Below are 26,395 nucleotides of genomic sequence, written 5' to 3' on the forward strand. Positions count from 1 at the left end.
CCGCCCGCCGATGGCCATCAAGAAATCCGACCTCTATTCCTCCCTCTGGGCCAGCTGCGACGAACTGCGCGGCGGCATGGATGCCAGCCAATACAAGGACTACGTCCTGTTCATGCTGTTCATCAAGTACATCAGCGACAAATACGGCCACAGCGATGACTTCGCCCCGCCCGTGGTCATCCCCAAGGGCGCCAGCTTCCAGGACATGGTGGCGCTGAAGGGCAAGGCTGACATCGGCGACAAGATCAACACCCAGGTCATCCAGCCGCTGATCGACGCCAATACCCGCCTGGCGCGCAGCGACTTCCCCGACTTCAACGACCCCAACAAACTGGGCGAAGGCTCGGCAATGGTCGAGCGCCTGTCCAACCTGATCGGCATCTTCCAGAAACCCGAGCTCGACTTCTCGGACAACCGCGCCGAGAACGACGACATCCTGGGCGACGCCTACGAATACCTGATGCGCCACTTCGCCACCGAAAGTGGCAAGAGCAAGGGCCAGTTCTACACGCCGAGTGAAGTCAGCCGCGTCATCGCCAAGGTGCTGGGCATCGGGCCGCACAACGCCAAGGCCTCGACCACGGCTTACGACCCTACCTGCGGCTCAGGCTCGCTGCTGCTGAAGGTGGCGGCCCAGGCCGGCACGCACATCACCCTGGAAGGCCAGGAGATGGACGTGACCACCGCCGGCCTGGCGCGCATGAACATGATCCTGCACGACTTCCCGACGGCCAGCATCCTGACGGGCAACACGCTGGCCGACCCGAAGTTCAAGGACGGCCAGCAGCTGCGCACCTACGACTACGTGGTGGCCAACCCGCCGTTCTCGGTAAAGACCTGGAGCACTGGCCTGACCCCGGCCACCGACCCCTGGCAGCGCTTCGCCTGGGGCGAGCCGCCGGCCAAGCAGGGCGACTACGCCTTCCTGCTGCACATCATCCGGTCGATGAAGGGCACAGCCCAGGGCGCCTGCATCCTGCCGCACGGCGTGCTCTTTCGCGGCAACGCCGAGGCCACCATCCGCAAGCAGCTGGTGCGCTCGGGCGTCCTGAAGGGCGTCGTCGGCCTGCCGGCCAACCTGTTCTACGGCACTGGCATCCCCGCCTGCATCCTGGTACTGGACAAGGCCGGCGCTGCGGCACGCGCGGCCGCGGGCACCGGCATCTATATGGTCGACGCCAGCAAGGGCTACATCAAGGACGGCAACAAGAACCGCCTGCGCGAGCAGGACATCCACCGCATCGTCGACACCTTCCAGCGCCAGGCCGACGTGCCGCGCTACGCCCGACGGGTGCCGCTGGCCGAGATTGCCGATGCGAAGAACGACTTCAACCTCAACCTGCCGCGCTACATCGACAGCAGCGACCCCGAAGACCTGCACGACATCACCGCCCACCTGCGCGGCGGCATCCCGGCGCGCGACCTTGACGACCCAGCCAGCCCGCTGGCGCCCTACTGGCAGGTGCTGCCCGGCGTGCGCAGTGGCTTCTTCGGCTCGGCCGGCCCCGGCAGCTATTTGCAGTTGAAGCTGCCGCTGCCCGACCTGAAGGCCGCCATCCTGGGCCATGCCGAGTTCCAGGCCTTCAACGAGAAGGCCACGCAGCGCTTTGCCGACTGGCGCGCCGCAGCCACGAAGCGCCTGCAAGCCTTCGGCGCCGGCGGCCACCCGAAGGCAATGATCGAGACGCTGGCCGAAGAGCTGCTGACCGCCTTCGCCGACGTGCCGCTGATCGACGCCTACGACGTCTACCAGCACCTGATGGACTACTGGGCCGCCACGATGCAGGACGACGCCTACCTCATCGCCGCCGACGGTTGGGTGGCCAAGACCAGCCGCATCCTGGAGACCGACAAAAAGGGCAAGACCAAGGACCGCGGCTGGACCTGCGAGCTGATCCCGAAGCCCTTGATCCTCGCCCGCTACTTCGCCACGGAACAGGCCGCTCTCGACGCGCTGCAGGCCGAACTGGACGCGGCGATGGCCAGCCAGACCGAGTTGGAGGAAGAGCAAGGTGGCGACGAGGGCATCTTCGCGGGTTACGACAGCATCACTGCCGTGGCGGTGAAGGAGCGCATACGCGAGATCGGCAGCGACCGCGACGGCGCCGACGAGTTGAAGTTACTGAAGCAGTGGCTGGACCTGGGTAACGGCATCGCCGCGCTGAAGAAGCAGATCAAGGACGCTGAGGCCGCACTCGACACGCTGGCCTACGCGAAGTACCCAAAGCTGACCAAGGCGGATATTCAGTCGCTGGTGATCGACGATAAGTGGATGGCCACGCTGGCGGCGACCGTGCGGGACGAACTCGACCGTGCGTCGCAGACGCTGACCGGCCGCATCCGTGAGCTGGCCGAGCGCTACGCGACACCGTTGCCGCAGCTCACTGACAAGGTGGCGGCACTGGCAGCCAAGGTCGGTCGCCACCTAGCGAAGATGGGGGCGGTGTGGAATTGAGGCCGGGATACAAGCTCACTGAGGTGGGCGTGATTCCAGATGACTGGGCAGTCCGCTCGATCGGACAGACGTTTCGGTTAGTCAACGGCTGCGCCTTCAAGCCCGAGGACTGGAAGCGGAGCGGCACGCCGATTGTCCGAATCCAGAATCTAAACGACCCCTCGGCGCCGTTTAACTTCTCGCAAGCTCCAGTCGCCGAAAGGAACCGAGTCGAGCCGGGCGATCTTCTGTTCGCTTGGTCCGGAACGATCGGCTCATCCTTCGGGGCACGTGTTTGGGCAGGCCCGTCGGGAGTCTTGAACCAGCACATATTCAAGGTCGCCATCGACGAGCGACAGATCACGCTGCCGTTTTCTTTGGTGGTCTTCGCGCGAGTAGAAGCGGACATCGCGAAGCAAGCTCACGGGTTCAAGGCGTCATTCGTTCACGTCAAGAAATCCGACTTGGTGAAGGTGCATCTGCCGCTGCCACCGCTTCCCGAGCAAGGTGCCATCGCTGAGGCACTGAGTGATGTCGACTCGCTGTTGGACGGGCTGGACCGCCTCATCGCCAAGAAGCGCGACCTCAAGCAGGCCGCCATGCAGCAACTCCTCACCGGCCAGACCCGGCTTCCGGGTTTTCACTCCGATTGGACGGTAAGGCTCCTCGGCGAACTTGCGGCAGTTTCGAAAGGAACTCAGTTGCGTAGCAGCGAGTTAGACGATGCCGGCCAGTTCGCCCACCTGAACGGTGGCACAACCCCGTCCGGGTACACGACCAAGTGGAATTCCAAAGGGCACACCATCGCGATCAGCGAGGGCGGCAACTCCTGCGGTCATGTGCAGTTCATGGAACAACCGTACTGGTGCGGCGGACACTGCTACTCGGTGATTCCGAACTCGATCGACAACCGCTTTCTTTACCAAGCGCTCAAGGCACAGCAGCCTGCCATCATGGCGCTTCGCGTGGGATCCGGATTGCCGAACGTACAAAAGACCGCCTTGACCGCCTTCAAAGTGAAGTTGTCAATCTCGGCAGATGAACAGACCGCAATCGCCAGCGTGCTCTCCGACATGGACGCCGAACTCACCGCCCTCGAAGCCCGCCGCGACAAGACCCGCGCGCTCAAGCAGGGGATGATGCAAGAACTCCTGACCGGAAGAACCCGCTTGGTATGAGCGCCATCACCCCGCACTACCGCAACGTGCAGCAGCTTCTGCAAAGCCAGTCGTTCTCCATCGACGAGTACCAGCGCGAGTACAAGTGGGAGAAGGAGAACATCGACGAGCTGCTGTCCGATCTGCAGGCCAAGTTCTTCAGCCACTACAAGCCCGGCGAAGAGACGCCTGCGGTCAGCGGCTACGGCGAGTATTTCCTCGGCTCCATCATCGTCAGCAAGCGCAACGGCAAGAACTACCTGATCGACGGCCAGCAGCGGGTGACCTCGCTGACGCTGCTTCTGATCTGCCTGTACCGCGCCGCCAAGGTGCAGGCCCTGCCGGTGGTGCAGACCCTGGCCCCACTCATCTTCAGCGACAACCTGGGTCAGCCCAAGTTCAACCTCGACATCCCCGAGCGGCTGCCGGTCATCAAAGCGCTGTTCGAGGGCCAGGCCTTCAGCCCGGATGGCAAGGACGAGTCCATCCAGACGATGTACGCCCGCTACGGCGACATCGAGGCCAACGACCTGATGGCCGAGCTGGGCCCTGCACTGCCGCACTTCATCTACTGGCTGCTGACGCAGGTGGGCCTGATCGAGATTTCCACCGACAACGACAGCTACGCCTACGCCATCTTCGAGACCATGAACGACCGGGGCAAGCCGCTGAGCCCGGTGGACATGCTCAAGGCCTACCTGCTGGCGCCCATCGAAGAGCCGCAGGCCCGCACCCAGGTCAACCAGACCTGGAAGCAGCAGGTGCTGGAGTTGATCTCCTGGGGCGGCAGCCACGAGCCCGAGCGCGACGCCAACTGCATCAAGGCCTGGTTGCGCGCGCAGTACGCCGACAGCACGCGCGAGCGCAAGGCCGGCGCGGTGGACAAGGACTGGGAACTGATCGGCTCGGTGTTCCACCGCTGGGTGCGCGACCACAGCGCGCACCTGGGCCTGGGCAAGGCGCAGGCCAACCAGAAGCTGATGGCTGAAAGTTTTCCGTTCTTCGCCAAGGCCTACCGGCGCGTGCTGCAGGCCAGCAGGCACTACACGCCGGGCCTGCAGGCCGTGTACTACAACGCCCACAACGACTTCACCTGGCAGAGCACAGTGCTGCTGGCGCCGCTGGTGGAGACCGACGACGACGAGACCGTGCGCCGCAAGATGGCGGTGACCGCCACCTACCTGGACATCTGGCTAATTCGCCGGGCGGTGAACTACATCCGGGTGGGCTATTCCAGCGTGTCGTACGCGATGTGGCTGCTGTGCCGCGACATCCGGCGCAAGCCGCTGCCAGAGCTGGTGCCCATCCTGCAGCAGAAGCTGGCCGATGACGAGGTGACCTTCGCCGGCAGCGCGGCCAAGGGGCGCACGGGCATCCAGGGGCTGGGCTTGAACCAGTTCAGCCGGCGCTACATCTACCACCTGCTGGCGCGCATCACCGAGGCCACCGAGACCGGCGCCGGGCGCACGGAGTCCATCGACAAGCTGGTGAACCGTGAGGTGAAGAACCCCTTCGACATCGAGCACATCTGGGCCGACGATTTCGAGGCGGTGAAGACGCTGTTCGCTACCGAGGCCGAGTTCGTGGAGTGGCGCAATCACGTCGCTTCGCTGCTGCTGCTGCTGCTGCCGGCCGACGTGAACCGCAGCCTACAGGCCAAGCCCTTCGACCAGAAGCGGATGCACTACGCCAAGCAGAATTTCTATGCCGCCAGCCTGGACACCAGCGCCTACGTGCACCAGCCGCAGTTCCAGCAGTTTGCGGCAGCGCGCCAGCTGCCGTTCAAGCCATTCGAGACCTTCACCAAGGAACAGCAGTTGGAGCGGCGAGACCTGGTCGCTGCGCTGGTGGAGATGGTTTGGTCGCCACAACGATTGCAGGAAGCCGCCGCATGACCCAGCCACTCCGCCCCGAACGGGTGACGCAGAACCGCGCCGTCCAGCGCTTCACGGCACCAGCTTCGGCTGGCGGACTGGGTTACCGCGCGCTGGGCGACTGGCATCAGCGCGAGCACAACCGCGGCATCGAGACCGCGCTGCTGCGCGACAACCTCGCCGCCCGCGGCTACACGCCGGCGCAGATCGGCGCGGCGCTGCAGAAGCTGGAGACGGCGGCCGATTCCACCGGCATCACGCTGTACGCGGCCAATCTGCGCACCTATCAACTGCTGCGTTACGGCGTGCCGGTGCAGACGGCGGCCGGGCAGGCGCACGAGACGGTGCACCTGGTGGACTGGGCGAACCCAGAGGCCAACGACTTCGCGCTGGCCGAAGAGGTGACGCTGAAAGGCGGCTACCAGCGACGGCCCGACATCGTGCTGTACCTGAACGGCATGGCCATCGCGGTGATCGAGCTCAAGCGCAGCTCGGTGGAGCTGGCCGACGGCGTGCGCCAGCTCATCACCAACCAGGAAGAGATCTTCAACAAGGGCTACTTCAGCACCGTGCAGCTGGTGCTGGCTGGCAGCGATTCGCAAGGGCTGCGCTACGGCACCACTGGGACGCCGGAGCAGTTCTTCGTCGAGTGGAAGGACGAGGACCCCGCGGCCGCCGACGTGGTGCCCGGCGTGCTGCTGGACCGGCCGCTGACGCAGCTGTGCAGCAAGGCGCGGCTGCTGGACCTGATCCGTAACTTCATCATTTTCGACGCGGGCCAGAAGAAGGTGCCGCGCCAGCACCAGTTCTTCGGCGTCAAGGCCGCGCAGGAGCGCATGGCGCGCCGCGAGGGCGGCGTGATCTGGCACACCCAGGGCAGCGGCAAGAGCATCCTGATGGTGCTGATCGCCAAATGGCTGCTGGAGCACGACCCGGACGCGCGCATCCTCGTCATCACCGACCGCGACGAGCTGGACAAGCAGATCGAGGGCGTGATGCGCAACGCGGGCGTCATCGGCACCGACTCGCCCTCGCCGCGCATCACCTCGCGCGCCGAGTTCGCGCAGAAGCTGGCCGCCACCACGCCGCGCCTGCTGTGCGCGCTGCTCCACAAGTTCGAGCCCGACTTGACCGGCGCGGCGCCGCGCGTGCAGGGCCGCTTCTACGTCTTCGTCGACGAATGCCACCGCACCCAGGGTGGCGACATGAACAAGCAGATGAAGCGCTGGCTGGAAGGCGCGGTGTTCATCGGCTTCACCGGCACGCCGCTGCTACGCCGCGACAAGCAGATGACGCGCGACGTGTTCGGCACCTACATCCACACCTACAAGTTCCACCAGGCCGTGGCCGACAAGGTGGTGCTGGACCTGAAGTACGAGGCGCGCGATGTGCCACAGCAACTGCTGACGCCGGAGAAGATCGACGCCTGGTTCGAGCAGAAGACGAAGAACCTGAACCGCTACCAGAAGTCGGTGCTGCGCGGCCGCTGGGCCACGCTGGAAAAGCTGATGAGCGCCGGCGAGCGCAAGCAACGCATCATCGCGAACATCATCGAAGACTTCAGCCTGAAACCCCGGCTGGATAACAACCGCGGCACGGCCATCCTGGTGGCGGCGTCAATCTACGACGCATGCCACTACTTCCGGCTGTTTCAGAACACGAGCTTCGGCCCCTACTGCGGCGTCATCACCTCGTACGAACCGAACCACAACGCCATCTCGCGCGAGCCGCCGAACAGCGACGAGCGCTACAAGTTCGACACCTACACCCAGCATGTGCTGAAGTCTGGGCAGACGACGAAGCAGTACGAGGACGAGACCAAGCGCCGCTTCAAGGATGAGCCGGCGAACATGAAGCTGCTGATCGTGGTGAGCAAGCTGCTCACCGGCTTTGACGCGCCGAGCTGCACCTACATCTACCTGGACAACGAGCTGCGCGACCACAACCTGTTCCAGGCCATCTGCCGCACCAACCGACTGGACGGCGCCGACAAGGACTACGGCCACATCGTCGACTTCAAGGAGCTGTTCGGCGACGTGCAGCAGGCTATCGCCGTGTACAGCTCCGACGAACTGGACATCGACGAAGGCGGCGACAAAGGTGATGGTGGCAACAACGTCGAGTTGAAGAACTGGCTGGTGGAGGGCAAGGCGCAGCTGGACGATGCGCGGCAGGCCTTGCACTACCTGTGCGAGCCGGTGCCGTCGCCGCGGGACGTAGAGCAGTTCCTGCGCTACTTCTGCGGCGATGCAGCCGACCCGGGCGCGCTGGACGCGACCGAGGCGTTGCGCATCTCGTTCTACAAGGCGGTGGCGCTCTTTGTGCGGGCCTACGCCAACATCGCCACACACTTGACCGAGGCGTGCTACTCGGACGCCGAGGCCGCGGCGATCAAGGGCGAGGTCGAGTTCTATGCCGGCATCCGGGCCTCGATCAAGAAGCATGCAGGTGAGGAGCTGGACATCAAGCCTTTCGAAGCTGACATGCGACACCTGCTCAACACCTACGTGCAGGCCGATGCGGCGGCGAACCTGGGTGACCTGGGCGCGTTGTCGCTGACCGAGCTGATCGTGCAGACGGGCATCCACGACGCCATCGCCAAGAAACTCAACGAACAGGGCAAGCTGTCGAAGAAGGCGGTCGCCGAAGGGATCATCAACAACGTCCGCAAGACGATCATCCGAGACCAGCTGACCGACCCGAAGTTCTACGAACAGATGTCCAAGCTGCTGGACGACCTGATCGCGCAGAGCCGCACGGACGCGGAGGCGTACGAGGAGTTCCTGCGCAAGGCCGAGGAACTGGTGAGGAAGCTGGCCGAGAAGCAGCCGGGGGTTGGAGTTCCCGCCTCGTTGCACGGCAACACCAAGGCCGCAACGATCTACAACAACCTCGACTCGATCCCGGCCAAGACCTTCAAGTACCCCACCGACGAAGAGCATCGTGCCGCCCTGGCACTAAAGATCGATCTCGCAGTGCGCGAACGTGCGCCGGCCGGCTGGAAGGGCGACGAGACGCGGGAGCGGACGGTGCAGAACGCGATCTTCCCGCTGCTGGATAGGGACCGGGAAGCGACCCAGGCACTCTTCGACATCATCAAAAACCAGCCGGGCTACTGATGCAAGAGACCATTGAGCTGGGCGACGTGCTCGTCGCGCTGACGCGCAAGGACGTCAAGCATGTGCACCTGACCGTGCACCCGCCGACGGGGCGCGTAACGCTGGTGGCGCCGCATGCGACGCGAACGGAGGTTGCGCGGGCCTACGCGATCACGAAGCTGGGCTGGATCCGCGAACAGCGGGTGAAGCTGAACGCGCAGGCGCGCGAGGCGCCGCGCCAGTTCGTCGAGCGCGAGAGTCACTACCTATGGGGGCGGCGGTATCTGATGTCAGTTGCCGAGGTCAATGAGAAGCCGCTAGTGCTGCTCGGCCACCGACGCATGACGCTGAAAGTGCGGCCGGGATCGTCAGCACAAAAGCGCGCAGAGGTCATGCATGAGTGGCACAAGGCGCAGTTACACGCGGTCGTGCCAGGGTTGATCAACAAATGGCAAAGCAAGCTCGGTGTTCGCGTATCGGGCTACTTCCTGCAGCGAATGAAGACCAAGTGGGGCAGCTGCAACCCGCGTAAGCATCACATCCGGCTCAACACGGAGCTGGTGAAGAAGCCAAAGGACCTGCTGGAGTATGTGGTGGTGCACGAGATGGTCCATCTACTAGAGCCCAGCCATAACGAGCGCTTCCTAGCGATGCTGGATCGCCACTGGCCTCAGTGGCGTGAATCGCGGACGGAGCTGAATTCGTTGCCCCTCGGATCGGAAGCCTGGGCAAAGTGAATGTCCTGACCAGCAAGCCTACATCTGAAGCTAGCCTCCGGCGCCTGTCTCGCAGTCCCCACAGACGATCCAGCTCGGCTGGTCGTGATAGCACTGCAAACGTCGGTTCGGCAGCGATAGCTGGCACTTGCGGCGGCACAGACCACGGCCGCTCGCGAGATCAAAGCGTCACGCAAAGTCATTGAGGCGGCATTGAAATGAGCAACGGAGCTTAGGCGCTACAGAGCCTGCCATTGTGCAAAGACCTGGTGTCGGGCTCCCAACCTATGAGCGCGCCCACGCATCCAGTCGCGTGCGCACCTCGCCATGTGGAAGTCGGCATCGAGGATGGGATGAAATACGTGCCAAGCCCTCGTACAAGATCGTGGTGGCAACACTTCTGGACGCAGCCATCTGGTCTAGGATCCAGAGCAGCCCATACACGGTACCAAGACGGGCAGCGGCCTCGGCGCGCAGGATCTTGTCCCCCGTGACGAGCGCGTGATTCGCACGCGTAGCGCAGCTGAGCGCGAAGCAGTCGGGCAGGGAAAGTGCCTTTCGTTCGGCGCGAAGTTGCTGCGCGAATCCCACCTCTTCCGGTGTCAGCGAGACGACCCCCAGGCCCAGCTTGCGGAGCAGGGGTCCATTTTCGGGCTCGAGTTCACGCTCGTAGAGCAGGTCTGGCACCACCATGGTCAGCCCGCAGGAAAAAGCGGCCTCCAGCAGCCCGCCTCGCTCCAGGTCGATCAGGATGGACGTGTCCGAGACCAGGATGATCATGGTCTATCAGGCGGCTTGCCCCATCAGCCGGCGATCCAGTTCCCGCACGCTGATGCTGAGGAGTTCGGCCGCCTTGGCTTCGGATATCGCACCTTCAGCGACTGCACGCATGCACATGCGCTCCATGCGCAGTGGCACCTCGGGCGGCAGTGCGTTCGGCTCGGTAGAGGCCGGCCCGTTCCACCCCAGGCCCCTGATCTGCGCCCAGAGGCGACCGTAGGCGGCCTTCGTCAACACGCCAAGCTGCGAGCAGCGCACCACCAACGATGCGATGCTGACCTTGAACAGTTTCTTCAGCTCTGCCAATTCGCCAAGCGAGATGGACGTGCGGTGGCTGCCCAGCAGCCGCAGCACCATGTCCTTTGCCATCAGGAACGCGCCGGCGAATCGATCGGCGGCCTTCTCTTGTTCTGCATCGCTCAGATCACTGAAGCGCAGCACCAGGTGCGCAAGTTCGTGCGCCAGCGTGAAGCGCTGTCTTTCACCGTTATGGTGTTGGTTCACCACGATGACCGGTACGTCGTCGTGCTCCCGGCGGCGGACGAACGCCTTCGAGCCAGAGACGCTTTCCGGCAGATCAAGTGCGATGACCTTGACACCTTTGTCCTCCAACAGCTCAGCCATGATGGGGATTGGATCGATGCCCAGCGACCATAGCTTGCGCAGCGAATCTGCAGCCTGCTCCGCGTCCTCGACGCGATGGATCGCAAACTCTCGTCCCGTCGGTGCCTGCCAGGCTTCGTCAACACCTGGCAGTAGTTCCTCAAGCTCCAGGTAGCGTTCCACCTGATCAAGCACGGACGCCTCGACCGCCCGCTCTTCCTTCACGCCGGCCTGCGGCGCCTTGCGGAAGTCCACACCCGTGAGCTCGACCTCGCGCTCGCTGAGCAGGAACTCAGGCGTGATGTGCAGTGCCTTGGCGAGGGCGAGCAGCACCGTCGAGCCCGGCATCATTTCGCCGCGCTCGTACTTGCCGATGGCCTGGGCAGAGACCTGCCCATGGATGGCGCCTTCGAGGTCGCGCAGGGAGAGGCCAAGGGCCTCCCGGGCTCGCTTCAGTCGGTTTCCGATCATCGAGTTCTCCGACTTGGTTGGTTTACATATTGACTTTTTATATTATCGTTTGTAAACTTCTGCATGTCAACCCACTGGAGGCTTCTCATGGCTAACCGAAACAACGTCCACATCGTGCAGCGCGGCGATCAATGGGGCACTTTGCGTGAGGGCGGGCAACGTGCCAGCCAAGTGTTCGACACCCAGGCCCAGGCGATACAGGCCGGCCGCCAGATGGCTCGTCAGGGGCAGGGCGAGTTGCTCATCCATGGTCAGGACGGCCGCATCCGTGCGCGCGACACCCACGGCAACGACCCCTGCCCACCGAGGGATACCAAGTGATCAAGATCAGTGTCAAAGGCCCGACCGCCAACGACCTGCTCAAAGCGGCAACTGCCGTTATTGAGAAGGACCTCGCGTCGAAGGCAAAAGCTGCCGCGCTTCGCCACGGTGGTGTGACTGTGCGCTTCAAGCGGAGCGCTAGTGGTGGGCCTGCTTCCATGGAGTTGCAAGGCTCCGACGCAGCGATCGCCGCAGCGCAAGCCGCACTTCAGCGCTGAAGTGGCTGGGCAGGGAGCAAACATGAAAGATTGGTTGATTGAATTCCTCGTCGTTCTTGCGTACTCGCCTCGAACCCAGTTTGCGATCGTGCTCGGGCTGGTTTCCTTCGCGGGGTTCATGCTGGCTGGCGAGTATTTCGTTGGGCAGATCGAACTGCAAGGCTTGCTCGCGCCGCTGACAGATGTTGTGCGCGAGCAGATCGGGCATCGGTATGACAAGGAAGCCTGGGCTTCGCTGGCGTCATGCCTGCTGCTGGCCGTGAAGCTCTACCGCAAGGACCGCAAGCGGCTTCTGAGCCTATGACCGCGACCACGCTCCCCCTGTCCATCGTCTGAAGCTACCTACCGGAGTCCACCAATGGCTTGCGCAATCGAACACGCTCAATTCAACTTTGTCGCCGTAGCGTGCGCGTGCGCTGTAGTGCGAGACCGTGAGGGTCGCCCCGTCGACGCCATGCCGTTCGCAATGGGCGCCGCAGCGGCCTGTCTGCCATCGCTGCCAGACGTTCTTGAGCCGGCCCTACATCCGAACCACCGAAAGTTCTTTCACAGCGTCACCGCGTTCGCCGCCCTGGGGTACGGACTGCATCGCCTGTACAAATGGGAAGCCGAAGACGACTGGCAGCGGCTGGCGCGATTGGTCGGCCTCGTCGCGGGCGCCGCCTACCTTGCTCACCTCACCCGGGATGCCTTCACGGCCAAGTCACTTCCGCTGATTTGAGAGCTTTTGTCCGCTATCAGTCACGGCTGTATACATCCGCGCTTGTGCAGCATGTCCAGATCGAACGGCTGTTCGCGGGCGCCTAGCAAGAACTGCTCATCAGTGCGAGCACTGCAGAAAGGAGGCCGTCATGGCCCATGAACCGAAGACCGTCACGATCGTCGTTGAGGGCACGCCACACGAGTGGCCGAAGGAAGAGGAGATCTCGTTTACGCAGGTCGTCACTCTGGAGGTGCAGGACTACTCGCCCGCGTCGGGCATCAGCTATTCGGTCAAGTACACCCGGGGGCAAGGCCACAAGCCGGAGGGCATCCTTTCTCCGGGCGAGTCGGTGAAGGTCAAGGACGGGATGGTGTTCAGTGTTTCAGAGACTGGCCAGTCATAACGAGGATCTTCGTCGCCTTGCCGGAAAGGGCTATGCCCTAGCCGTCGACGGGGCGCACTTGATCGTTCGCGACATTCCCTATCTCGACGGCTCCGGGTCGCTTCAGTGGGCGGCCTTCGTCGCCAAGCTGGTGTTCGTCGACGAGGTTCGCGTCGTGCAGGATGATCACCAGATCTACTTCAGCGGCGGGGTACCGCACAACATGGACGGCTCGCCCGTTGCGAACTTGGCTGGTGGACCGCATCAGTTGGCCCTGGGCCAAACCAGCGCGGACGTGGTAGTGCAGCGGTCCTTCTCCAACAAGCCGCGCGACACGGGAAAATTTGAAAACTTCTTCGACAAGATCGAGAGCTACGTCGCGCTGATCGCTGGCCCGGCGATGTCGAAGTGCGACGCGAGTCCGTACACGTTTCGGGTCGTAGAAGCCGAGCAAGAGCCGTCTGTCTTCAAGTTTCAGGATACGCTGACCAGCCGAGCTGAGATCACTGAGTTGTCCCGGAGATTTTCTGACGAGGTCGCTGCAATCATCGGTCTCGGCGGCACAGGCAGCTACGTTCTCGACTTCGTAGTCAAGACGCCGGTGAAGGAGATTCGAGCCTTCGACGTCGATCCCTTCCACGTGCACAACGCCTATCGCTCGCCTGGTCGACTTGTCGTCGAGGAACTGGGGCGGACCAAGGCCGAGGTCTACGCCAACCGCTACGACAACTTCCGCCACGGTCTCGTCCTGCGGTCGAAGATGCTTGACAGCAGTTCGGCCAGTGATCTCGATGGCGTGACTTTCGCATTCGTCTGCGTCGACAAGGGCTCTTCGCGCGCTGAAGTCTTCGAGATGCTCATGGCCAAAGGCATCCCCTTTATTGACGTTGGCATGGGACCGTCGCTGTCGAAGGACGGACCTATCAAGGGCATGCTGCGCACGACGTACTACCCTCCGGACAGAGCAGCGGAACTCCGCGCCGCTGGTCACGCGGAGACGCAGGATGCGCCGGAAGGGATCTACCGGACGAACATTCAGATTGCCGAGCTGAACGCGCTCAACGCCGCCATCGCCGTGGTGCGGTTCAAGCAACTGCGCGGCTTCTACGTCGATGGTGTGGAGGGCAACAACTTCCTATTCGACATCCGCGATTTGAAGGTTGCAAGCGATGCCGCGGCTTGAGCGGCTGCGACTGGAGCGTGTTCACCACATGCCCAAGGTCCTCGAGCCGGGTGTGCTTTATGCCTCCGAAGAGTTCGGCACGGCAGCACATCTGTGCGCTTGCGGTTGCGGCGCGAAAATTCGAACGCCGCTTGGCCCCACTGAATGGACGCTGGAGGAAGCGGACGAGGGTCCAAGCTTGAACCCATCGGTGGGCAACTGGCAGCAGCCTTGCCGGTCCCACTACTGGATCTGGCGCGGAGATGTTGAGTGGCACGGCGACTGGACCGTCGCACAGGTCGAAGCTGGGCGTCGAGCAGAGCAGCGCCGGCGCAAGGCGTACTTTGCCGAGCGAGAGCTGCAACGCCAAGTGCAAGTTAAACCCGCCGGCCAGCGCGTCTGGGAATGGCTTAAGGACTTGGTGCGCCGTCTTTGATCACCTCGCTCAAAGACACCCGGCGGCTTATCGGGCAATAGACAGCCCCGTTCAGAGAAGGTGCGTCATTGGATTGAGCGAAGGTCAACGGCAGTTCTTGTCAGCAGCAGACGTTCGTGACGGTAGGTCAGACGTCAGCCGCCAGTCTTTACCTGTCACTCACTTCGCCGACTCGAAGAGCAGTTCACGGCAGACAACTATCTCTCGTCAACAGCGATCTTCTCGCGTGCAGTCAAACCAGCGCCGCGCCGGACTAAAGCACGCCCACACCGAGAACCGGCCTGATCTCAATCCGTCGCACGCCTTCACCGCCTGCCCTCGCCCTCAACTGCCCACACCCCCCCTCCACATCCTGCCCCGCTGACCTTCTCAGCTTGGTCAGCACGCCCCGCCGGTGCAACGCGCCGGCCATCGCCACCGCGCGCTCCCAGGCCGGGCGCTGGAAAGACAGCCCGTCCACGGTGTTGTAGGGGATGAGGTTCATCACCGCGTAGCGGCCGGCCAGCAGGCGCACGATGCCGTCCAACTCGTCGTCGCCGTCGTTCACGCCGTCGATCAGCGTCCACTGGTACTGCACCGGGTAGCCGGTGGCGCGGGCGTAGCGCTCGCCGTGGGCCACCAGCTCCTCGGGGGCGATGCGCGGGGCGCGCGGCAGCAGTTGCGCGCGCAGCTCGGGCTTGGTGGTGTGCAGAGACAGCGCCAGTGCGGGCTTCACAGGACCTTGCGGCAGGCGCTCGAACACGCGCTCGTCGCCCACGGTGGAGAACACCAGGTTCTTGTGACCGATGCCGCCTGCGGTGCCCAGCAGCTCGATGGCCTCGAGCACGTTGTCCAGGTTGTGCGCGGGCTCGCCCATGCCCATGAACACCACCTTCTTCACCGAACGCCCGCCGTTGTTGCTGATGCTGCGCGCCAGCGCCACCTGGGCCACGATCTCGGCGCTGCCCAGCTGCCGCAGCAGGCCGCCCTGGCCGGTCATGCAGAACACGCAGCCCACCGCGCAGCCCACCTGGGTCGACACGCACAAGCCGTCGCGCGGCAGCCGCACGCTCTCCACCGTCTGGCCGTCGGCCAGCGCCACCAGCAGGCGGGCCGAGCCGTCTTCGGCCGGGTGCTCGGAGCGCAGCCGCGCCAGGCCCTGCAGCTCGGCCTCCAGCGCCGGCAGGGCCTCGCGCAGCGCGAGTGGCAGCACGTCTTCCCTCGCGCTGCGGCGCTGCTGCGGCAGCGCGCAGGCCCAGTGGCGCAGCACGCTCTGCTCGTGGCCGGGCCGGGCGCCGAGCGCGCGCAGGCGTTGGCGGATGGAGTCGATGCGCATGGGGCGGTGGTGGGTGAGGTGCAGGCCGCGAGGGCCAGGTGCGAGTGTAGGCAGCTGGCCGGTGCGCACTGCCCTTGCCCCGCCCGCCGCGCGATGCCGCTTGCCACAATGCCGGCCAGCCAGGACGACGAAGCCCCGCCACACCTGCGGCGCCCGCCCTGGGCGGGGCCCAGCAACCGGGGGAGAAGACGATGGACGTGACGATCGAGCAGTTTCCCGAAACCCGCCTGGCCTACATGCGCCACGTGGGCCCCTACGGCAGCCCCGGCATCTCGCAGATGTGGCAGCGCTTCGCGCCGTGGGCGGCGCAGCGCGGCCTGTTCCAGCCGGGCCGCAAGGTGCTGGGCCTGGGGCAGGACCGCCCCACGCTCACCGCGCCCGACCAATGCCGCTACGACAGCTGCGTGGAGGTGGACGCGAGCTTCCAGCCCGAAGGCGAGGTGGGCGTGCAGGTGCTGCCCGGCGGGCGCTACGCCTGCGCGCGCTACAGCGGCTCCAGCATCCCCGAGCTGCTGGCGGCCTGGCAGGGGCTGTTCCGCGAGTGGCTGCCCGGCAGCGGCTGGCAGGCCGCCGACGGGCCCGCGGTGGAGTGGTACGACCGGCCGCAGGAGATCGACCCGAAAACCGGCTACATGAGCTGCCTGCTGTGCGTGCCCCTGCGCGCGCTGTAGGCGGCGCCTGCCCCGGCCTTGCCGGCCCTCAGCGCGGCGCGGCGGCCAGCGTGGCGGCCAGGCCGTCGTCCAGCGAGCGCAGGAAGGCCTCGACCGCGCCGCTGTAGGCGCCGGGCTCGCCGAGCTGCAGGTTGATGTCGCGGTGCGACAGGTCCTGCGGCAGCACGCTGGCGCGGCTGCCGAACGACTGCGCCTTCTCGACATAGCGGCGCGCCTGCGGGCAGGCCTCGTCGCGCCGGGTGGAGCACACCGCCAGCAGCGGCGCGCCGCGCGCGGCCAGGCGGTGCCAGGGCGAGGCGGCGCGCCAGTCGGCCGGCTCGCGCCCGAAGGCGCGGTCGTACAGCCGCAGGTGGCGGGCCTGCATCAGCGCCGGCACGTCGAGCGCGGCGCTGTCGAGCAGCACGCTGCCGAGCCAGCGCGTGGCGCCGGCCTCGGCCGCGAGGGCCGGCGCGGCATCGAGCAGCGCCACCAGGTGGGCGCCGGCCGAATGGCCCATGAGCACGAAGCGCGCGGGGTCGCCGCCCCACTCGGCGCTGCGCGCCTGCGCGAGCGCCAGTGCGCGGGCCACGTCGCGCGCCTGCTCCAGCGGCGCGGCCTGCGGCAGCATGCGGTAGTTCACCGACACCACCACCACGCCGCGCGGCACCCAGGCCGCCACCTTGTGCTTCACCACCGAGTCCATGGTCTTGTCGCCATGCGCCCAGCCGCCGCCGTGCACCATGAAGACGGTGGCTGCGCCGTGCGCGTGGGCGGGGCGGTACACATCGAAGCGCTGGCGCTCGTCGGCGCCGTAGCTCACGTCGCGCAGCACCTGCACCTGCGGCGGCAGCCAGCGCGCGCGGCTGCCGGGGGTAGGCGGCGCTTCATCGGCGTCGAGCGGGTCCTGCGCGGCGCCGTCCGTTGCGCGGCCGGCCAGGCGCTCGCGCAGCGGCCCGGCCCCGCAGGCCCCGGCCGCGAGCAGCAGCGCCAGCAGGCAGGCGATGCGGCGCGCCGCGCGTTCTACGTCAATCAACGTATTCACCGGGCGGGGGGGCCACCGAAGAATGGGTTCGTTCATCAGCCGTACCGGGAGTGCCCAATGATCCACGGAGACATCTCCAGCAGCAAGGACACCGTGGGCGTTGCGGTCGTCAACTACAAGATGCCGCGCCTGCACACCCAGGCCGAGGTGCTGGCCAATGCGAAGCAGATCGCCAACATGGTGGTCGGCATGAAGGCCGGCCTGCCGGGGCTGGACCTGGTGATCTTCCCGGAGTACAGCACCCACGGGATCATGTACGACAGCGCCGAGATGTACGCCAACGCGGCCACGGTGCCCGGCGCCGAGACCGAGATCTTTGCCGCCGCCTGCCGCAAGGCCAAGGTCTGGGGCGTGTTCTCGCTCACCGGCGAGCAGCACGAGGAGCACCCGCACAAGGCGCCCTACAACACGCTGATCCTGATGAACGACCAGGGCGAGATCGTCCAGAAGTACCGCAAGATCATGCCGTGGGTGCCCATCGAGGGCTGGTACCCGGGCAACTGCACCTACGTGAGCGACGGGCCGAAGGGCCTGAAGGTCAGCCTCATCATCTGCGACGATGGCAACTACCCCGAGATCTGGCGCGACTGCGCGATGAAGGGCGCGGAGCTGATCGTGCGCTGCCAGGGCTACATGTACCCGGCCAAGGAGCAGCAGATCCTCATCAGCAAGGCGATGGCCTTCGCGAACAACTGCTACGTGGCGGTGGCCAATGCGGCCGGCTTCGACGGCGTGTACTCGTACTTCGGCCACTCGGCGCTGATCGGCTTCGACGGCCGCACGCTGGGCGAGTGCGGCGAGGAGGAAATGGGCATCCAGTACGCGGCGCTCAGCAAGCACCTGATCCGCGACTTCCGCCGCAACGGCCAGAGCGAGAACCACCTGTTCAAGCTGCTGCACCGCGGCTACACCGGCATGATCAATTCGCGCGAGGGCGACAAGGGCGTGGCCGCCTGCCCCTACGACTTCTATGCGCAGTGGATCGCCGACCCGGAGGCGATGCGCGAGCGGGTGGAGAGCTTCACGCGCAGCACGGTCGGTACCGACGAGGCGCCGATCGAGGGCCTGCCGAACCAGAGCAGCGTGGGCCACCGCTGAAGCCGCGCCGTGCTCGCGCCCACGCCCCGCCCGCCCGCCGGCCTCGTGATGGACGCGTACCGCGTCGCGTCCGAGCCCTACTACCGCAGCGTCGGCGACGAGCTCCTGCTGTTCAGCGCCGCCTGCGCGCAGCGCCTGCCGGTGATGCTGAAGGGCCCCACCGGCTGCGGCAAGACGCGGCTGGTGGAGCGCATGGCGTGGGCGCTGCAGCGCCCGCTGATCACGGTGGCCTGCAACGATGACACCAGCGTGGGCGACCTGGTGGGCCGCCACCTGCTCGACGCCGACGGCACGCGCTGGCAGGACGGCCCGCTGACGCTGGCGGTGCGCCACGGCGCGATCTGCTACCTCGACGAGGTGGTGGAGGCGCGGGCCGACACACTGGCCGTGATCCACCCGCTGACCGACACGCGCCGGCTGCTGCCGATCGACCGCCGCAACGAGCTGCTGAAGGCGCACCCCGACTTCCAGCTCGTCGTCTCCTACAACCCCGGGCCGGCGGGCGCGGTGCGCGAGCTGAAGGCGTCGACGCGGCAGCGCTTCTGCGCGCTGGACTGCGACTACCCGGGCACCGAGGTGGAGGTGGAGATCGTGGCGCGCGAGTCGGGCCTCGCGCCCGAGCTGGCCGCGAGCCTGGTGGCGCTGGGCGTGCGCACGCGCCGGCTGCAGGGCCAGGGGCTGGACGAAGGTGCGTCGACCCGCATGCTGGTGCGCGCCGCGCTGCTGATCGCCGCGGGCACCGCGCCGGCCGCGGCCTGCCGCATGGCGCTGGTGGCGCCGCTGTCCGACGACCCCGACCTCGCCGCCGCGCTGCGGGCCGTGGTGGACGCGAGTTTCTGAGCGCGCCATGAACGGGCCCGCGCCGGCCGCTGCAGCGAGCCGGCCGGCGTGGCCCGACGCCACCGCAGCCGCAGCGGCGCCGCCGGCGCTGGCACTCGCCGCGCTGCGCGCCGAACTCGCGCCCTACCTGCGCACGCTGTGGCGCACAGCCCCGCCGTTGGCCACCGGCGCGCCGGGGCCGCAGGCCGCGCCGCCGTGCCGCCCGTGGTTGTCGCTGCAGGGCGTGCACCTGCCGGCGGCGGTGGCGCTGGCGGCGCACGACGGCGCCGACGAGGCGCAGGCGCGCGACTGGTACCGCGCCGCGGCGACCCACGCCGCCGCGCACCGGGCCTATGCGAGCCAGCCGCTGTCGCGCGCCGGCAGCGGGCCGGTGGTGCAGGCGCTGGTGGGGCTGCTGGAAGACGCACGGGTGGAGCACCTGGCCTGCCGCGAACTGCCGGGGCTGCGCCGCCTGTGGCTGCGCTTTCACGACGCCGGCCCCGCGCTGGGCGACGGCTTCGAGGCGCTGATGCGGCGGCTCGCGCGCAGCCTGCTCGACCCCGGCTACGGCGACCCGCACCCCTGGGTCGCGAAGGGGCGCCGGCTGTTCTTCCTCGACGACCACGGGCAGGTGCTCGCGGTGCCGCACACCGCGGCCCTGCGCACGCTCGCCGCGCGGCTGGGCCACGACATCGGGCAGCTGCGGGCCGGCTTCAACGCCCGCGACTACCTGGTGCAGCCGAGCTACCGCGACGACAACAGCTGGCTGTGGCTGCCCGAGCAGGAGCGCGCCGCGCCCGAGGCCGCCGCGCCCCGCCCCGACGAAACGCCCGTGCCGGCCGGCCCGGCGCCGGACCGCGAGCGCGTGCCGGCCGCCGCCGCCCGCTACAGCTACCCCGAATGGGACCGGCTGATCGCGCGGCACCGGCCCGGCTGGTGCACCGTGATCGAGACCCGGCCGCTCGCGCCGCCGGGCCTGCCGCCCGGGCACGAGGCGCACTCGTCGCCGCCCCGCGAGGTGTTCGCCCTCCTGACCCGCGACGCCCTGGCCCCCGCGGAAAGCCGCGGCCCGCCGCAGCCGCGCGCCGCAGCACCACCCGCCCGCGGAGGCCAGCTCGACGGCGACGAGTTCGACCTCGACGCGCTGACGCAGGCCGCGACCGCCAGCCGCGCCGGCCTGCCGCCCGACGACCGCGTGCACCGGCGCCGCGCCCGCGCGGCGGGGCGCCGTGCGAGCCTGTGGCTGATCGATGCGTCGGCGTCCAGCGCGGGCCCGGCGCGGGGCGCAGCAGGCGGCATGGGCACGGGAGCGGGAGACAGCGTGAGCCTGCTGCGCGCCGCCCGTGCCGCGGCCTGGCAGGCGGCCTGCGGCACGCAGGGGCCGCGCCATGCCTGCGCCATCCACGGCTTTTGCTCCGAGGGCCGCGGCGCGGTGCACTACCGGCGGCTGAAGGACTTCGACGACGCGCTCGATGCCGACGCAGCCGCCCGCCTCGGCGCGTTGTCCAGCGGCCTGTCGACGCGGCTCGGCGCCGCGCTGCGCCACGCGACCGCGCTGCTGCGCCGGCAGCGCGCCACGCACCGCACGCTGGTGCTGGTGAGCGACGGCGAGCCGCACGACATCGACACGCACGACCCGCGCTACCTGATCGACGACGCGCGCCGCGCGGTGCAAGCCGCGGCGCGGCGCGGCATCACGGTGCGCTGCGTCGGGCTCGACCCGGCGGCGGCACCGGCGCTGCGACGCATCTTCGGCGCCGGCGGCTACAGCCTGCCCGCGCATCCGGGCGCGCTGACGGCGGCGCTGGCGCGGGCGGCGGCTGACTGCTGAACGGCATGCATTCGAACGCATCCGATTGAAGCCTGGGCCAGGGCTCCTTGCAGCGGTTCGTGTGCATGGGTCGTTTCTGAGGGTCGACGCGTCCATCGTCCATCGGCCGGCCGCCTGCAAGCACCGCGCGGTGCTGGCGAGGGCGCCGAGTGAACGACTCCGCTCATGTCCCCCGGTGTCGGCCTCACGGCCGCCCCCTCCTCCTCTACTTCGCTGCGCCGCTCACCCGGCGCCCTCACCAGCACGCACCATCGCCGTCTGTGCAGGTATTCAAGCCCAGGCGGACCGCGGTGGTGGCAGCGCTGGGGCGGGTCGTTGTGTGGAGTGAAGTAAAGGAGGAGGGGGCGGCCGTGAGGCCGACACCGGGGGACATGAACGCAACACAGCGACACGGCGCAGCGCCTGCGCTGACGCTTGACAGGCAGCGTTCTGGACACCGCAACGAGCCAAAGAACGCTGAGTGATCTGAGGCGGGTGAACGGCTGCACACCGCGATCGCCTCGGCGCGCTGCGGCATCATGCCCAGGCCCACCCCCTATCCCCCGTGACAGGCCCCCCATGAGCTTCACCACCGAACACCAGCCCGGCGTCTGCGAGCAGGCCTCGGCCGCGATGCGCGGCTTCACGCTGAACCACAGCATGCTGCGCGTGAAGGACCCGAAGCTCGCGTTGGACTTCTACACGCGCGTGCCCGACCTCGATGCCGCGGTGCGCTGGTTCGACGAGAACGAACCGGGGCGCAGCGCCTGAATGCCATGGCCTGGTTCGAAGGCTTCGAGGCGCGCCGCTTCGACATCGGCGGCGTGACGCTGTTCGCCCGCGTCGGCGGCAAGGCCGACGGACCGCCGCTGCTGCTGCTGCACGGCTACCCGCAGACGCATGCGATCTGGCAGCGCGTGGCGCAGCGCCTGGCCGACCGCTACCAGCTGGTGATGCCCGACCTGCGCGGCTACGGCCGCTCGGCCAAGCCACCCGGCGCGCACGACCACGCCAACTACAGCAAGCGCGCGATGGCGGCCGACGTGCTGGGGCTGATGCACGCGCTGGGGCATGAACGCTTCTTCGTCGCCGGCCACGACCGCGGCGGGCGCGTCGCGCACCGGCTCGCGCTCGACCATCCGAAGGCGGTGCGCAAGCTGTGCGTGATCGACATCGTGCCGACGCTGACGATGTACGAGCGCACCGACATGGCCTTCGCGCAGGCCTACTACCATTGGTTCTACCTGATCCAGCCCGCGCCGCTGCCTGAGAAGCAGATCGGCGCCGACCCGGCCTGGTACCTGCGGCACACGCTGGGCAGCTGGGGCAGCAAGGGCATTGGGTTCATCGAGCCCGAGGCGCTGGCCGACTACGAATGCGGCTTCTGCAACCCCGACGGCGTGCACGGCGCCTGCGAGGACTACCGCGCCGCAGCGGGCATCGACCTCGACCACGACCGCGCCAGCCGCAAGGCCGGCCAGCGCGTGGCCTGCGAGCTGCGCGTGCTGTGGGGCGCGCGCGGCGTGGTGGCGCGGCTGTTCCAGCCGATCGCCGACTGGCAGGCGGTCTGCAGCGGCGCGGTGAGCGGCTATGCGGTCCCGGCCGGGCACTTCATCCCCGAGGAGCTGCCGGCGCTGACGGCGACCGAGCTGCAGAATTTTTTTGGCGGGTAACGGAATAAACCGGCGGGCCGGACTGTTCACCACGACAGACACCCCCCGGAGGCTCCATGAACCGCAAGACCCTGTTCTTCTGCTCGCTCGCTCCGATCGCTGCGCTCGTTGCCGGCTGCGCCGGCTACGGCAGTGCCTCGGGCACGTCTTCCTCCGCTGGCAGCTCCTACGGCACGCATGCCGCGGCGCCGGCCAAGGCGGCCGACGGCGTGCTGGCCGGCGCCAACGGCATGACGCTGTACGTGTTCGACCGCGACGCGGCCGGCTCCGGCAAGAGCGTCTGCAACGGCCCCTGCGCCGCCAACTGGCCGCCGCTCGCCGCCGCTGCCGCCGACGCGGCCAGCGGCGACTGGAGCGTGGTGACGCGCGACGACGGCACGCGGCAATGGGCCTACAAGGGCCGCCCGCTGTACTACTGGGCCAAGGACGCCAAGCCGGGCGACAAGACCGGCGACGGCGTCAATGGCGTGTGGCACGCCGCCACGCCCTAGGTGCCTCTGCACACGCCGCCTTGGACATCGCCGACGCCATCGCCCACATTCCGCGCCTGCGCCGCTATGCGCGGCTGCTGGTCGGCGATGCGGCGCGCGCCGACGACCTGGTGCAGGACACGCTGGAGCGCGCCTGCCGCAAGTGGGCGCTGTGGCGCCCGCCCGGCGCGCCGGGCGCCGACGTGCAGGCGGCGCTGCGCGCCTGGCTGCTCGCGCTGATGCACAACCTGCACGCCAACCAGTGGCGGCAGTCGGCCGCCCACCCGAGCACAGAGCTCGACGCGGCGCTGGAACCGCGCCACGATCCGACCCCGGGCACGGTGGTGCGGCTCGACCTGGAGCGCGCGCTGGCGCTGCTGCCGACGGCGGCGCGCGAGGTGCTGCTGCTCGTCGCGGTGGAGCAGTTCGCCTATGCCGAGGCGGCGGAGATGCTGGGCGTGCCGGTCGGCACGGTGATGTCGCGCCTGGCGCGGGCGCGCGAGCAACTGCGCCAGCTGATGGACGGCGCGCCGGCACCCCGCACGGCGCTGAAGGTGGTGAAGTGAAGGACGGCCCGATGGACACACGACCCGGCGAGACCGAGCTGCACGCCTGGGTCGATGGCCAGCTGGCGCCCCGGCGTGCCGCCGAGGTGGCGCAGTGGCTGGCCGCGCACCCCGACGAGGCGGCGCGCGTGGCCGCCTGGCAGGCGCAGCGCGCGGGGCTGCAGGCGCTGCACGCCGGGCTGCTGGACGAGCCGGCACCGCCGCACCTGGCGCGCGCGCTGATCGCGCCGCCGCGCCGCGCGCGACGGTTCGAGGCGCTGGCGGCCGGCCTGCTGCTGGCGCTCGGCGCGCTGCTCGGCTATGGCGCGGCCGAGTGGCGCCGGCCGCCGGCCGTGGCGGCGCAGGCGGCGGCGCCGGGCTTCGTGCGCGAGGCGATGGCCGCGCACGCCGTCTACGTGCCCGAGCAGCGCCACCCGGTCGAGGTGGACGCAGCGCAGCAGGCGCACCTGGTGCAGTGGTTGTCGAAGCGGCTGGGCGCGCCGCTGCGCGTGCCGGTGCTCGACGACGAGGGGCTGCGGCTGGTCGGCGGCCGGCTGCTGCCCGGCGAGGCCGGGCAGGCGCGCGCGCAGTTCATGTACGAGGACGCGCAGGGACGGCGCGCAACGCTGTACGTGTCGGTGCTGGGCAGCGCGGCCGCGCCCGGCGCCTCGGCCCCCGCCGCCTTCCAGTGGGGCGGCGATGGCCCGACGCACAGCTTCTACTGGGTCGACGGCCGGCAGGGCTATGCGCTGAGCGCCGACCTGCCGCGGGCCCGCCTGCAGGCGCTGGCGACGGCGGTGTACCGGCAGCTCGAAGCACCCGCCGGGCTGCCCGGCGCCGGTGGAAACCCTCAGCCCGGCGGGCCGGCCCACTGACACGCGGCGGGGCTAGCATCCCCGGGTCACCGCGCCCCGAGGAACCCGTCATGCCCGCCTGGCTGTTGCGCCTGAACGAACACTTCCCGATCCGCTACTTCGTGTGGCTGGCCTGCGCCGTCGGCGCCCTGCTCGGCGCCTTCGTGTGGGTGGTCACCGGCACTGGCGGACTGTGGACGCTCACCTTCATCGCGCTGGTGGTCGTCGGCGTGCACGACGTGCGCCAGTCGCGCCACTCGGTGCTGCGCAACTACCCGGTGATCGGCCACCTGCGCTTCTTCTTCGAGTTCATCCGCCCGGAGATGCGGCAGTACTTCATCGAGGGCGACAACGAGGCCGCGCCGTTCTCGCGCCAGCAGCGCTCGCTGGTCTACCAGCGCGCCAAGGGCGATCCGGACAAGCGGCCGTTCGGCACCCAGCGCGACGTGAGCGCCGAGGGCTACGAGTGGATCAACCACTCGATCGCGCCGACCACGATCGCGGGCCACGACTTCCGCGTCACGATCGGGGCCGAGCGGGCGCAGCCCTACAGCGCCTCGATCTTCAACATCTCGGCCATGAGCTTCGGCGCGCTGAGCGCGAACGCCATCCTGGCGCTGAACGCCGGCGCCAGGCGCGGCGGCTTCGCGCACGACACCGGCGAGGGCTCGATCAGCCGCTACCACCGCGAGCACGGCGGCGACCTGATCTGGGAGATCGGCTCGGGCTACTTCGGCTGCCGCCACGACGACGGCTCGTTCAGCGAGGAGCGCTTCGCCGAGGCCGCGCGCGACCCGCAGGTGAAGATGATCGAACTCAAGCTCAGCCAGGGCGCCAAGCCGGGCCACGGCGGCGTGCTGCCGGGCCCGAAGGTGACGCCGGAGATCGCCGCGGCGCGCGGCGTGGCGGTCGGCGTGGACTGCGTGTCGCCGTCGCGGCACGCCGCCTTCGACTCGCCGGTCGGCATGCTGCAGTTCATCGAGAGGCTGCGCACGCTGTCGGGCAGCAAGCCGGTGGGCTTCAAGCTGTGCATCGGCCACCCGTGGGAGTGGTTCGCGATCGCGAAGGCGATGCGCGAGACGAACCTGCTGCCCGACTTCATCGTCGTCGACGGCGCCGAGGGCGGCACCGGTGCGGCACCGCTGGAATTCACCGACCACGTCGGCGCGCCGCTGCAGGAGGGTCTGCTGCTGGTGCACAACACGCTGACCGGCATCGGCCTGCGCGAACGCATCCGGCTCGGCTGCGCCGGCAAGGTGGTGAGCGCCTTCGACATCGCGCGGCTGATGGCGCTGGGCGCCGACTGGTGCAACAGCGCGCGCGGCTTCATGTTCGCGCTGGGCTGCATCCAGGCGCAGCACTGCCACACCGGCCACTGCCCGACCGGCGTGACCACGCAGGACCCGCAGCGCCAGAAGGCGCTGGTGGTGCCGACCAAGAGCGAGCGCGTGTTCATGTTCCACCAGGAGACGCTGCGCGCGCTGAAGGAGCTGGTGCAGGCCGCCGGGCTGCAGCATCCGCGCGAGATCACCGCGGCCCACATCGTGCGCCGCGTGGCCGACCACGAGGTGAAGCTGCTCGCGACGCTGCTGCCCTTCGTGCGGCCGGGCGCGCTGCTGGCCGCCGAGCGCGGCGACGCCGACTGGCCGCACCAGGTGTTCCGCCTCTACTGGCCGCGCGCGAGTGCGCATTCCTTCTTGCACCAGCCCGATCCGTTGGCGACGGCGGCGGCCTGAGCGGCTAAGCTGGCGGCAGCGGGCCCCC

At 67.9% G+C, this 26,395-nt stretch carries 26 protein-coding genes; 22 read left to right on the forward strand and 4 right to left on the reverse strand.

Annotation, left to right across the window (positions count from 1 at the left end; genetic code table 11):
• Positions 1–10: 10 nt before the first annotated feature.
• The 5 genes from ACQY9S_RS15360 to ACQY9S_RS15380 are packed head-to-tail and all read left to right on the forward strand — an operon-like array spanning position 11 to position 9,300.
• Entirely contained in the window at positions 11–2,455 is a 2,445-nt protein-coding gene (locus ACQY9S_RS15360) for an N-6 DNA methylase (protein ID WP_428420747.1), read from the forward strand.
• A 29-nt stretch (positions 2,456–2,484) separates the two neighbouring features.
• Positions 2,485–3,612, forward strand: coding sequence for a restriction endonuclease subunit S (locus ACQY9S_RS15365; RefSeq protein WP_428420749.1), 1,128 nt, complete (start codon positions 2,485–2,487; stop codon positions 3,610–3,612).
• Positions 3,609–5,486 carry a DUF262 domain-containing protein gene (locus ACQY9S_RS15370; protein ID WP_428420751.1) on the forward strand — a complete coding sequence of 626 codons (1,878 nt, stop codon included), beginning with the start codon at positions 3,609–3,611 and terminating at the stop codon, positions 5,484–5,486. The genes ACQY9S_RS15365 and ACQY9S_RS15370 overlap by 4 nt, the downstream gene beginning before the upstream one ends.
• Positions 5,483–8,584, forward strand: coding sequence for a type I restriction endonuclease subunit R (locus tag ACQY9S_RS15375; RefSeq protein WP_428420752.1), 3,102 nt, complete (start codon positions 5,483–5,485; stop codon positions 8,582–8,584). The genes ACQY9S_RS15370 and ACQY9S_RS15375 overlap by 4 nt, the downstream gene beginning before the upstream one ends.
• The gene (locus tag ACQY9S_RS15380) at positions 8,584–9,300 is read left to right on the forward strand and encodes a M48 family metallopeptidase (RefSeq protein WP_428420754.1); all 717 of its coding nucleotides are present in this window, start codon (positions 8,584–8,586) and stop codon (positions 9,298–9,300) included. The genes ACQY9S_RS15375 and ACQY9S_RS15380 overlap by 1 nt, the downstream gene beginning before the upstream one ends.
• Positions 9,301–9,564: 264 nt before the next feature.
• Here the strand turns inward: ACQY9S_RS15380 and ACQY9S_RS15385 are convergent, their stop codons facing one another.
• Positions 9,565–10,059, reverse strand: a complete 495-nt coding sequence (locus ACQY9S_RS15385) for a hypothetical protein (protein WP_428420755.1) — start codon at positions 10,057–10,059, stop codon at positions 9,565–9,567.
• A 6-nt stretch (positions 10,060–10,065) separates the two neighbouring features.
• Positions 10,066–11,133 (reverse strand): ImmA/IrrE family metallo-endopeptidase, encoded by a 1,068-nt coding sequence (locus ACQY9S_RS15390; protein ID WP_428420757.1) that lies wholly within the window; start codon positions 11,131–11,133, stop codon positions 10,066–10,068.
• Between the two features lie 87 nt (positions 11,134–11,220).
• Here ACQY9S_RS15390 and ACQY9S_RS15395 point away from each other — a divergent pair, with 87 nt between their 5' ends.
• From ACQY9S_RS15395 to ACQY9S_RS15425, 7 genes are all read left to right on the forward strand, one after another.
• Complete coding sequence (locus ACQY9S_RS15395; RefSeq protein WP_428420759.1) at positions 11,221–11,454, forward strand: DUF2188 domain-containing protein; 234 nt, start codon at positions 11,221–11,223, stop codon at positions 11,452–11,454.
• Complete coding sequence (locus ACQY9S_RS15400) at positions 11,451–11,672, forward strand: hypothetical protein (RefSeq protein WP_428420760.1); 222 nt, start codon at positions 11,451–11,453, stop codon at positions 11,670–11,672. The genes ACQY9S_RS15395 and ACQY9S_RS15400 overlap by 4 nt, the downstream gene beginning before the upstream one ends.
• 22 nt (positions 11,673–11,694) lie before the next feature.
• Positions 11,695–11,976 carry a hypothetical protein gene (locus ACQY9S_RS15405; RefSeq protein WP_428420761.1) on the forward strand — a complete coding sequence of 94 codons (282 nt, stop codon included), beginning with the start codon at positions 11,695–11,697 and terminating at the stop codon, positions 11,974–11,976.
• A 150-nt stretch (positions 11,977–12,126) separates the two neighbouring features.
• Complete coding sequence (locus ACQY9S_RS15410; protein ID WP_428420763.1) at positions 12,127–12,393, forward strand: hypothetical protein; 267 nt, start codon at positions 12,127–12,129, stop codon at positions 12,391–12,393.
• A gap of 130 nt (positions 12,394–12,523) precedes the next feature.
• The gene (locus tag ACQY9S_RS15415; RefSeq protein WP_428420765.1) at positions 12,524–12,778 is read left to right on the forward strand and encodes a multiubiquitin domain-containing protein; all 255 of its coding nucleotides are present in this window, start codon (positions 12,524–12,526) and stop codon (positions 12,776–12,778) included.
• A complete protein-coding gene (locus ACQY9S_RS15420) occupies positions 12,753–13,940 on the forward strand; it encodes a ThiF family adenylyltransferase (protein ID WP_428420767.1) in 1,188 nt (395 codons plus the stop codon). The genes ACQY9S_RS15415 and ACQY9S_RS15420 overlap by 26 nt, the downstream gene beginning before the upstream one ends.
• Before the next feature lie 28 nt (positions 13,941–13,968).
• A complete protein-coding gene (locus ACQY9S_RS15425; RefSeq protein WP_428420768.1) occupies positions 13,969–14,355 on the forward strand; it encodes a DUF6527 family protein in 387 nt (128 codons plus the stop codon).
• Positions 14,356–14,608: 253 nt separating this feature from the next.
• On the opposite strand, the gene ACQY9S_RS15430 is transcribed toward ACQY9S_RS15425, so the two are convergent.
• Positions 14,609–15,670 carry an RNA methyltransferase gene (locus tag ACQY9S_RS15430; RefSeq protein WP_428420769.1) on the reverse strand — a complete coding sequence of 354 codons (1,062 nt, stop codon included), beginning with the start codon at positions 15,668–15,670 and terminating at the stop codon, positions 14,609–14,611.
• Between the two features lie 191 nt (positions 15,671–15,861).
• Here ACQY9S_RS15430 and ACQY9S_RS15435 point away from each other — a divergent pair, with 191 nt between their 5' ends.
• On the forward strand, positions 15,862–16,341 hold the full coding sequence (locus ACQY9S_RS15435; protein WP_428420770.1) for an AraC family transcriptional regulator: 480 nt from the start codon (positions 15,862–15,864) through the stop codon (positions 16,339–16,341).
• 28 nt (positions 16,342–16,369) lie between these two features.
• On the opposite strand, the gene ACQY9S_RS15440 is transcribed toward ACQY9S_RS15435, so the two are convergent.
• Positions 16,370–17,362 carry an alpha/beta hydrolase gene (locus tag ACQY9S_RS15440; protein ID WP_428420772.1) on the reverse strand — a complete coding sequence of 331 codons (993 nt, stop codon included), beginning with the start codon at positions 17,360–17,362 and terminating at the stop codon, positions 16,370–16,372.
• Between the two features lie 57 nt (positions 17,363–17,419).
• On the opposite strand from ACQY9S_RS15440, the gene ACQY9S_RS15445 reads away from it, so the two are divergent.
• The 9 genes from ACQY9S_RS15445 (at position 17,420) to ACQY9S_RS15485 (ending at position 26,367) form a co-directional block, all read left to right on the forward strand.
• Positions 17,420–18,460, forward strand: coding sequence for an aliphatic amidase (locus ACQY9S_RS15445; protein WP_428420774.1), 1,041 nt, complete (start codon positions 17,420–17,422; stop codon positions 18,458–18,460).
• Positions 18,461–18,508: 48 nt separating this feature from the next.
• Entirely contained in the window at positions 18,509–19,300 is a 792-nt protein-coding gene (locus tag ACQY9S_RS15450) for a CbbQ/NirQ/NorQ/GpvN family protein (RefSeq protein ID WP_428425773.1), read from the forward strand.
• Positions 19,301–19,307: 7 nt separating this feature from the next.
• A complete protein-coding gene (locus ACQY9S_RS15455) occupies positions 19,308–21,110 on the forward strand; it encodes a nitric oxide reductase activation protein NorD (protein ID WP_428420776.1) in 1,803 nt (600 codons plus the stop codon).
• Between the two features lie 558 nt (positions 21,111–21,668).
• The gene (locus ACQY9S_RS15460; protein ID WP_428420778.1) at positions 21,669–21,860 is read left to right on the forward strand and encodes a hypothetical protein; all 192 of its coding nucleotides are present in this window, start codon (positions 21,669–21,671) and stop codon (positions 21,858–21,860) included.
• Between the two features lie 5 nt (positions 21,861–21,865).
• Positions 21,866–22,762 (forward strand): alpha/beta fold hydrolase, encoded by an 897-nt coding sequence (locus ACQY9S_RS15465; protein ID WP_428420779.1) that lies wholly within the window; start codon positions 21,866–21,868, stop codon positions 22,760–22,762.
• A 56-nt stretch (positions 22,763–22,818) separates the two neighbouring features.
• The gene (locus ACQY9S_RS15470; RefSeq protein WP_428420780.1) at positions 22,819–23,253 is read left to right on the forward strand and encodes a COG4315 family predicted lipoprotein; all 435 of its coding nucleotides are present in this window, start codon (positions 22,819–22,821) and stop codon (positions 23,251–23,253) included.
• Positions 23,254–23,273: 20 nt separating this feature from the next.
• Positions 23,274–23,798: an RNA polymerase sigma factor gene (locus tag ACQY9S_RS15475; protein ID WP_428420781.1), complete on the forward strand. Its 525-nt coding sequence runs from the start codon at positions 23,274–23,276 to the stop codon at positions 23,796–23,798.
• An 11-nt stretch (positions 23,799–23,809) separates the two neighbouring features.
• Positions 23,810–24,652 (forward strand): anti-sigma factor family protein, encoded by an 843-nt coding sequence (locus ACQY9S_RS15480; protein WP_428420782.1) that lies wholly within the window; start codon positions 23,810–23,812, stop codon positions 24,650–24,652.
• Positions 24,653–24,702: 50 nt separating this feature from the next.
• Entirely contained in the window at positions 24,703–26,367 is a 1,665-nt protein-coding gene (locus tag ACQY9S_RS15485) for an FMN-binding glutamate synthase family protein (protein WP_428420784.1), read from the forward strand.
• The last annotated feature ends 28 nt before the right edge of the window (positions 26,368–26,395 follow it).

This window comes from Methylibium sp. (genome assembly GCF_965279545.1).
Classification (GTDB): Bacteria; Pseudomonadota; Gammaproteobacteria; order Burkholderiales; family Burkholderiaceae_C; genus Methylibium.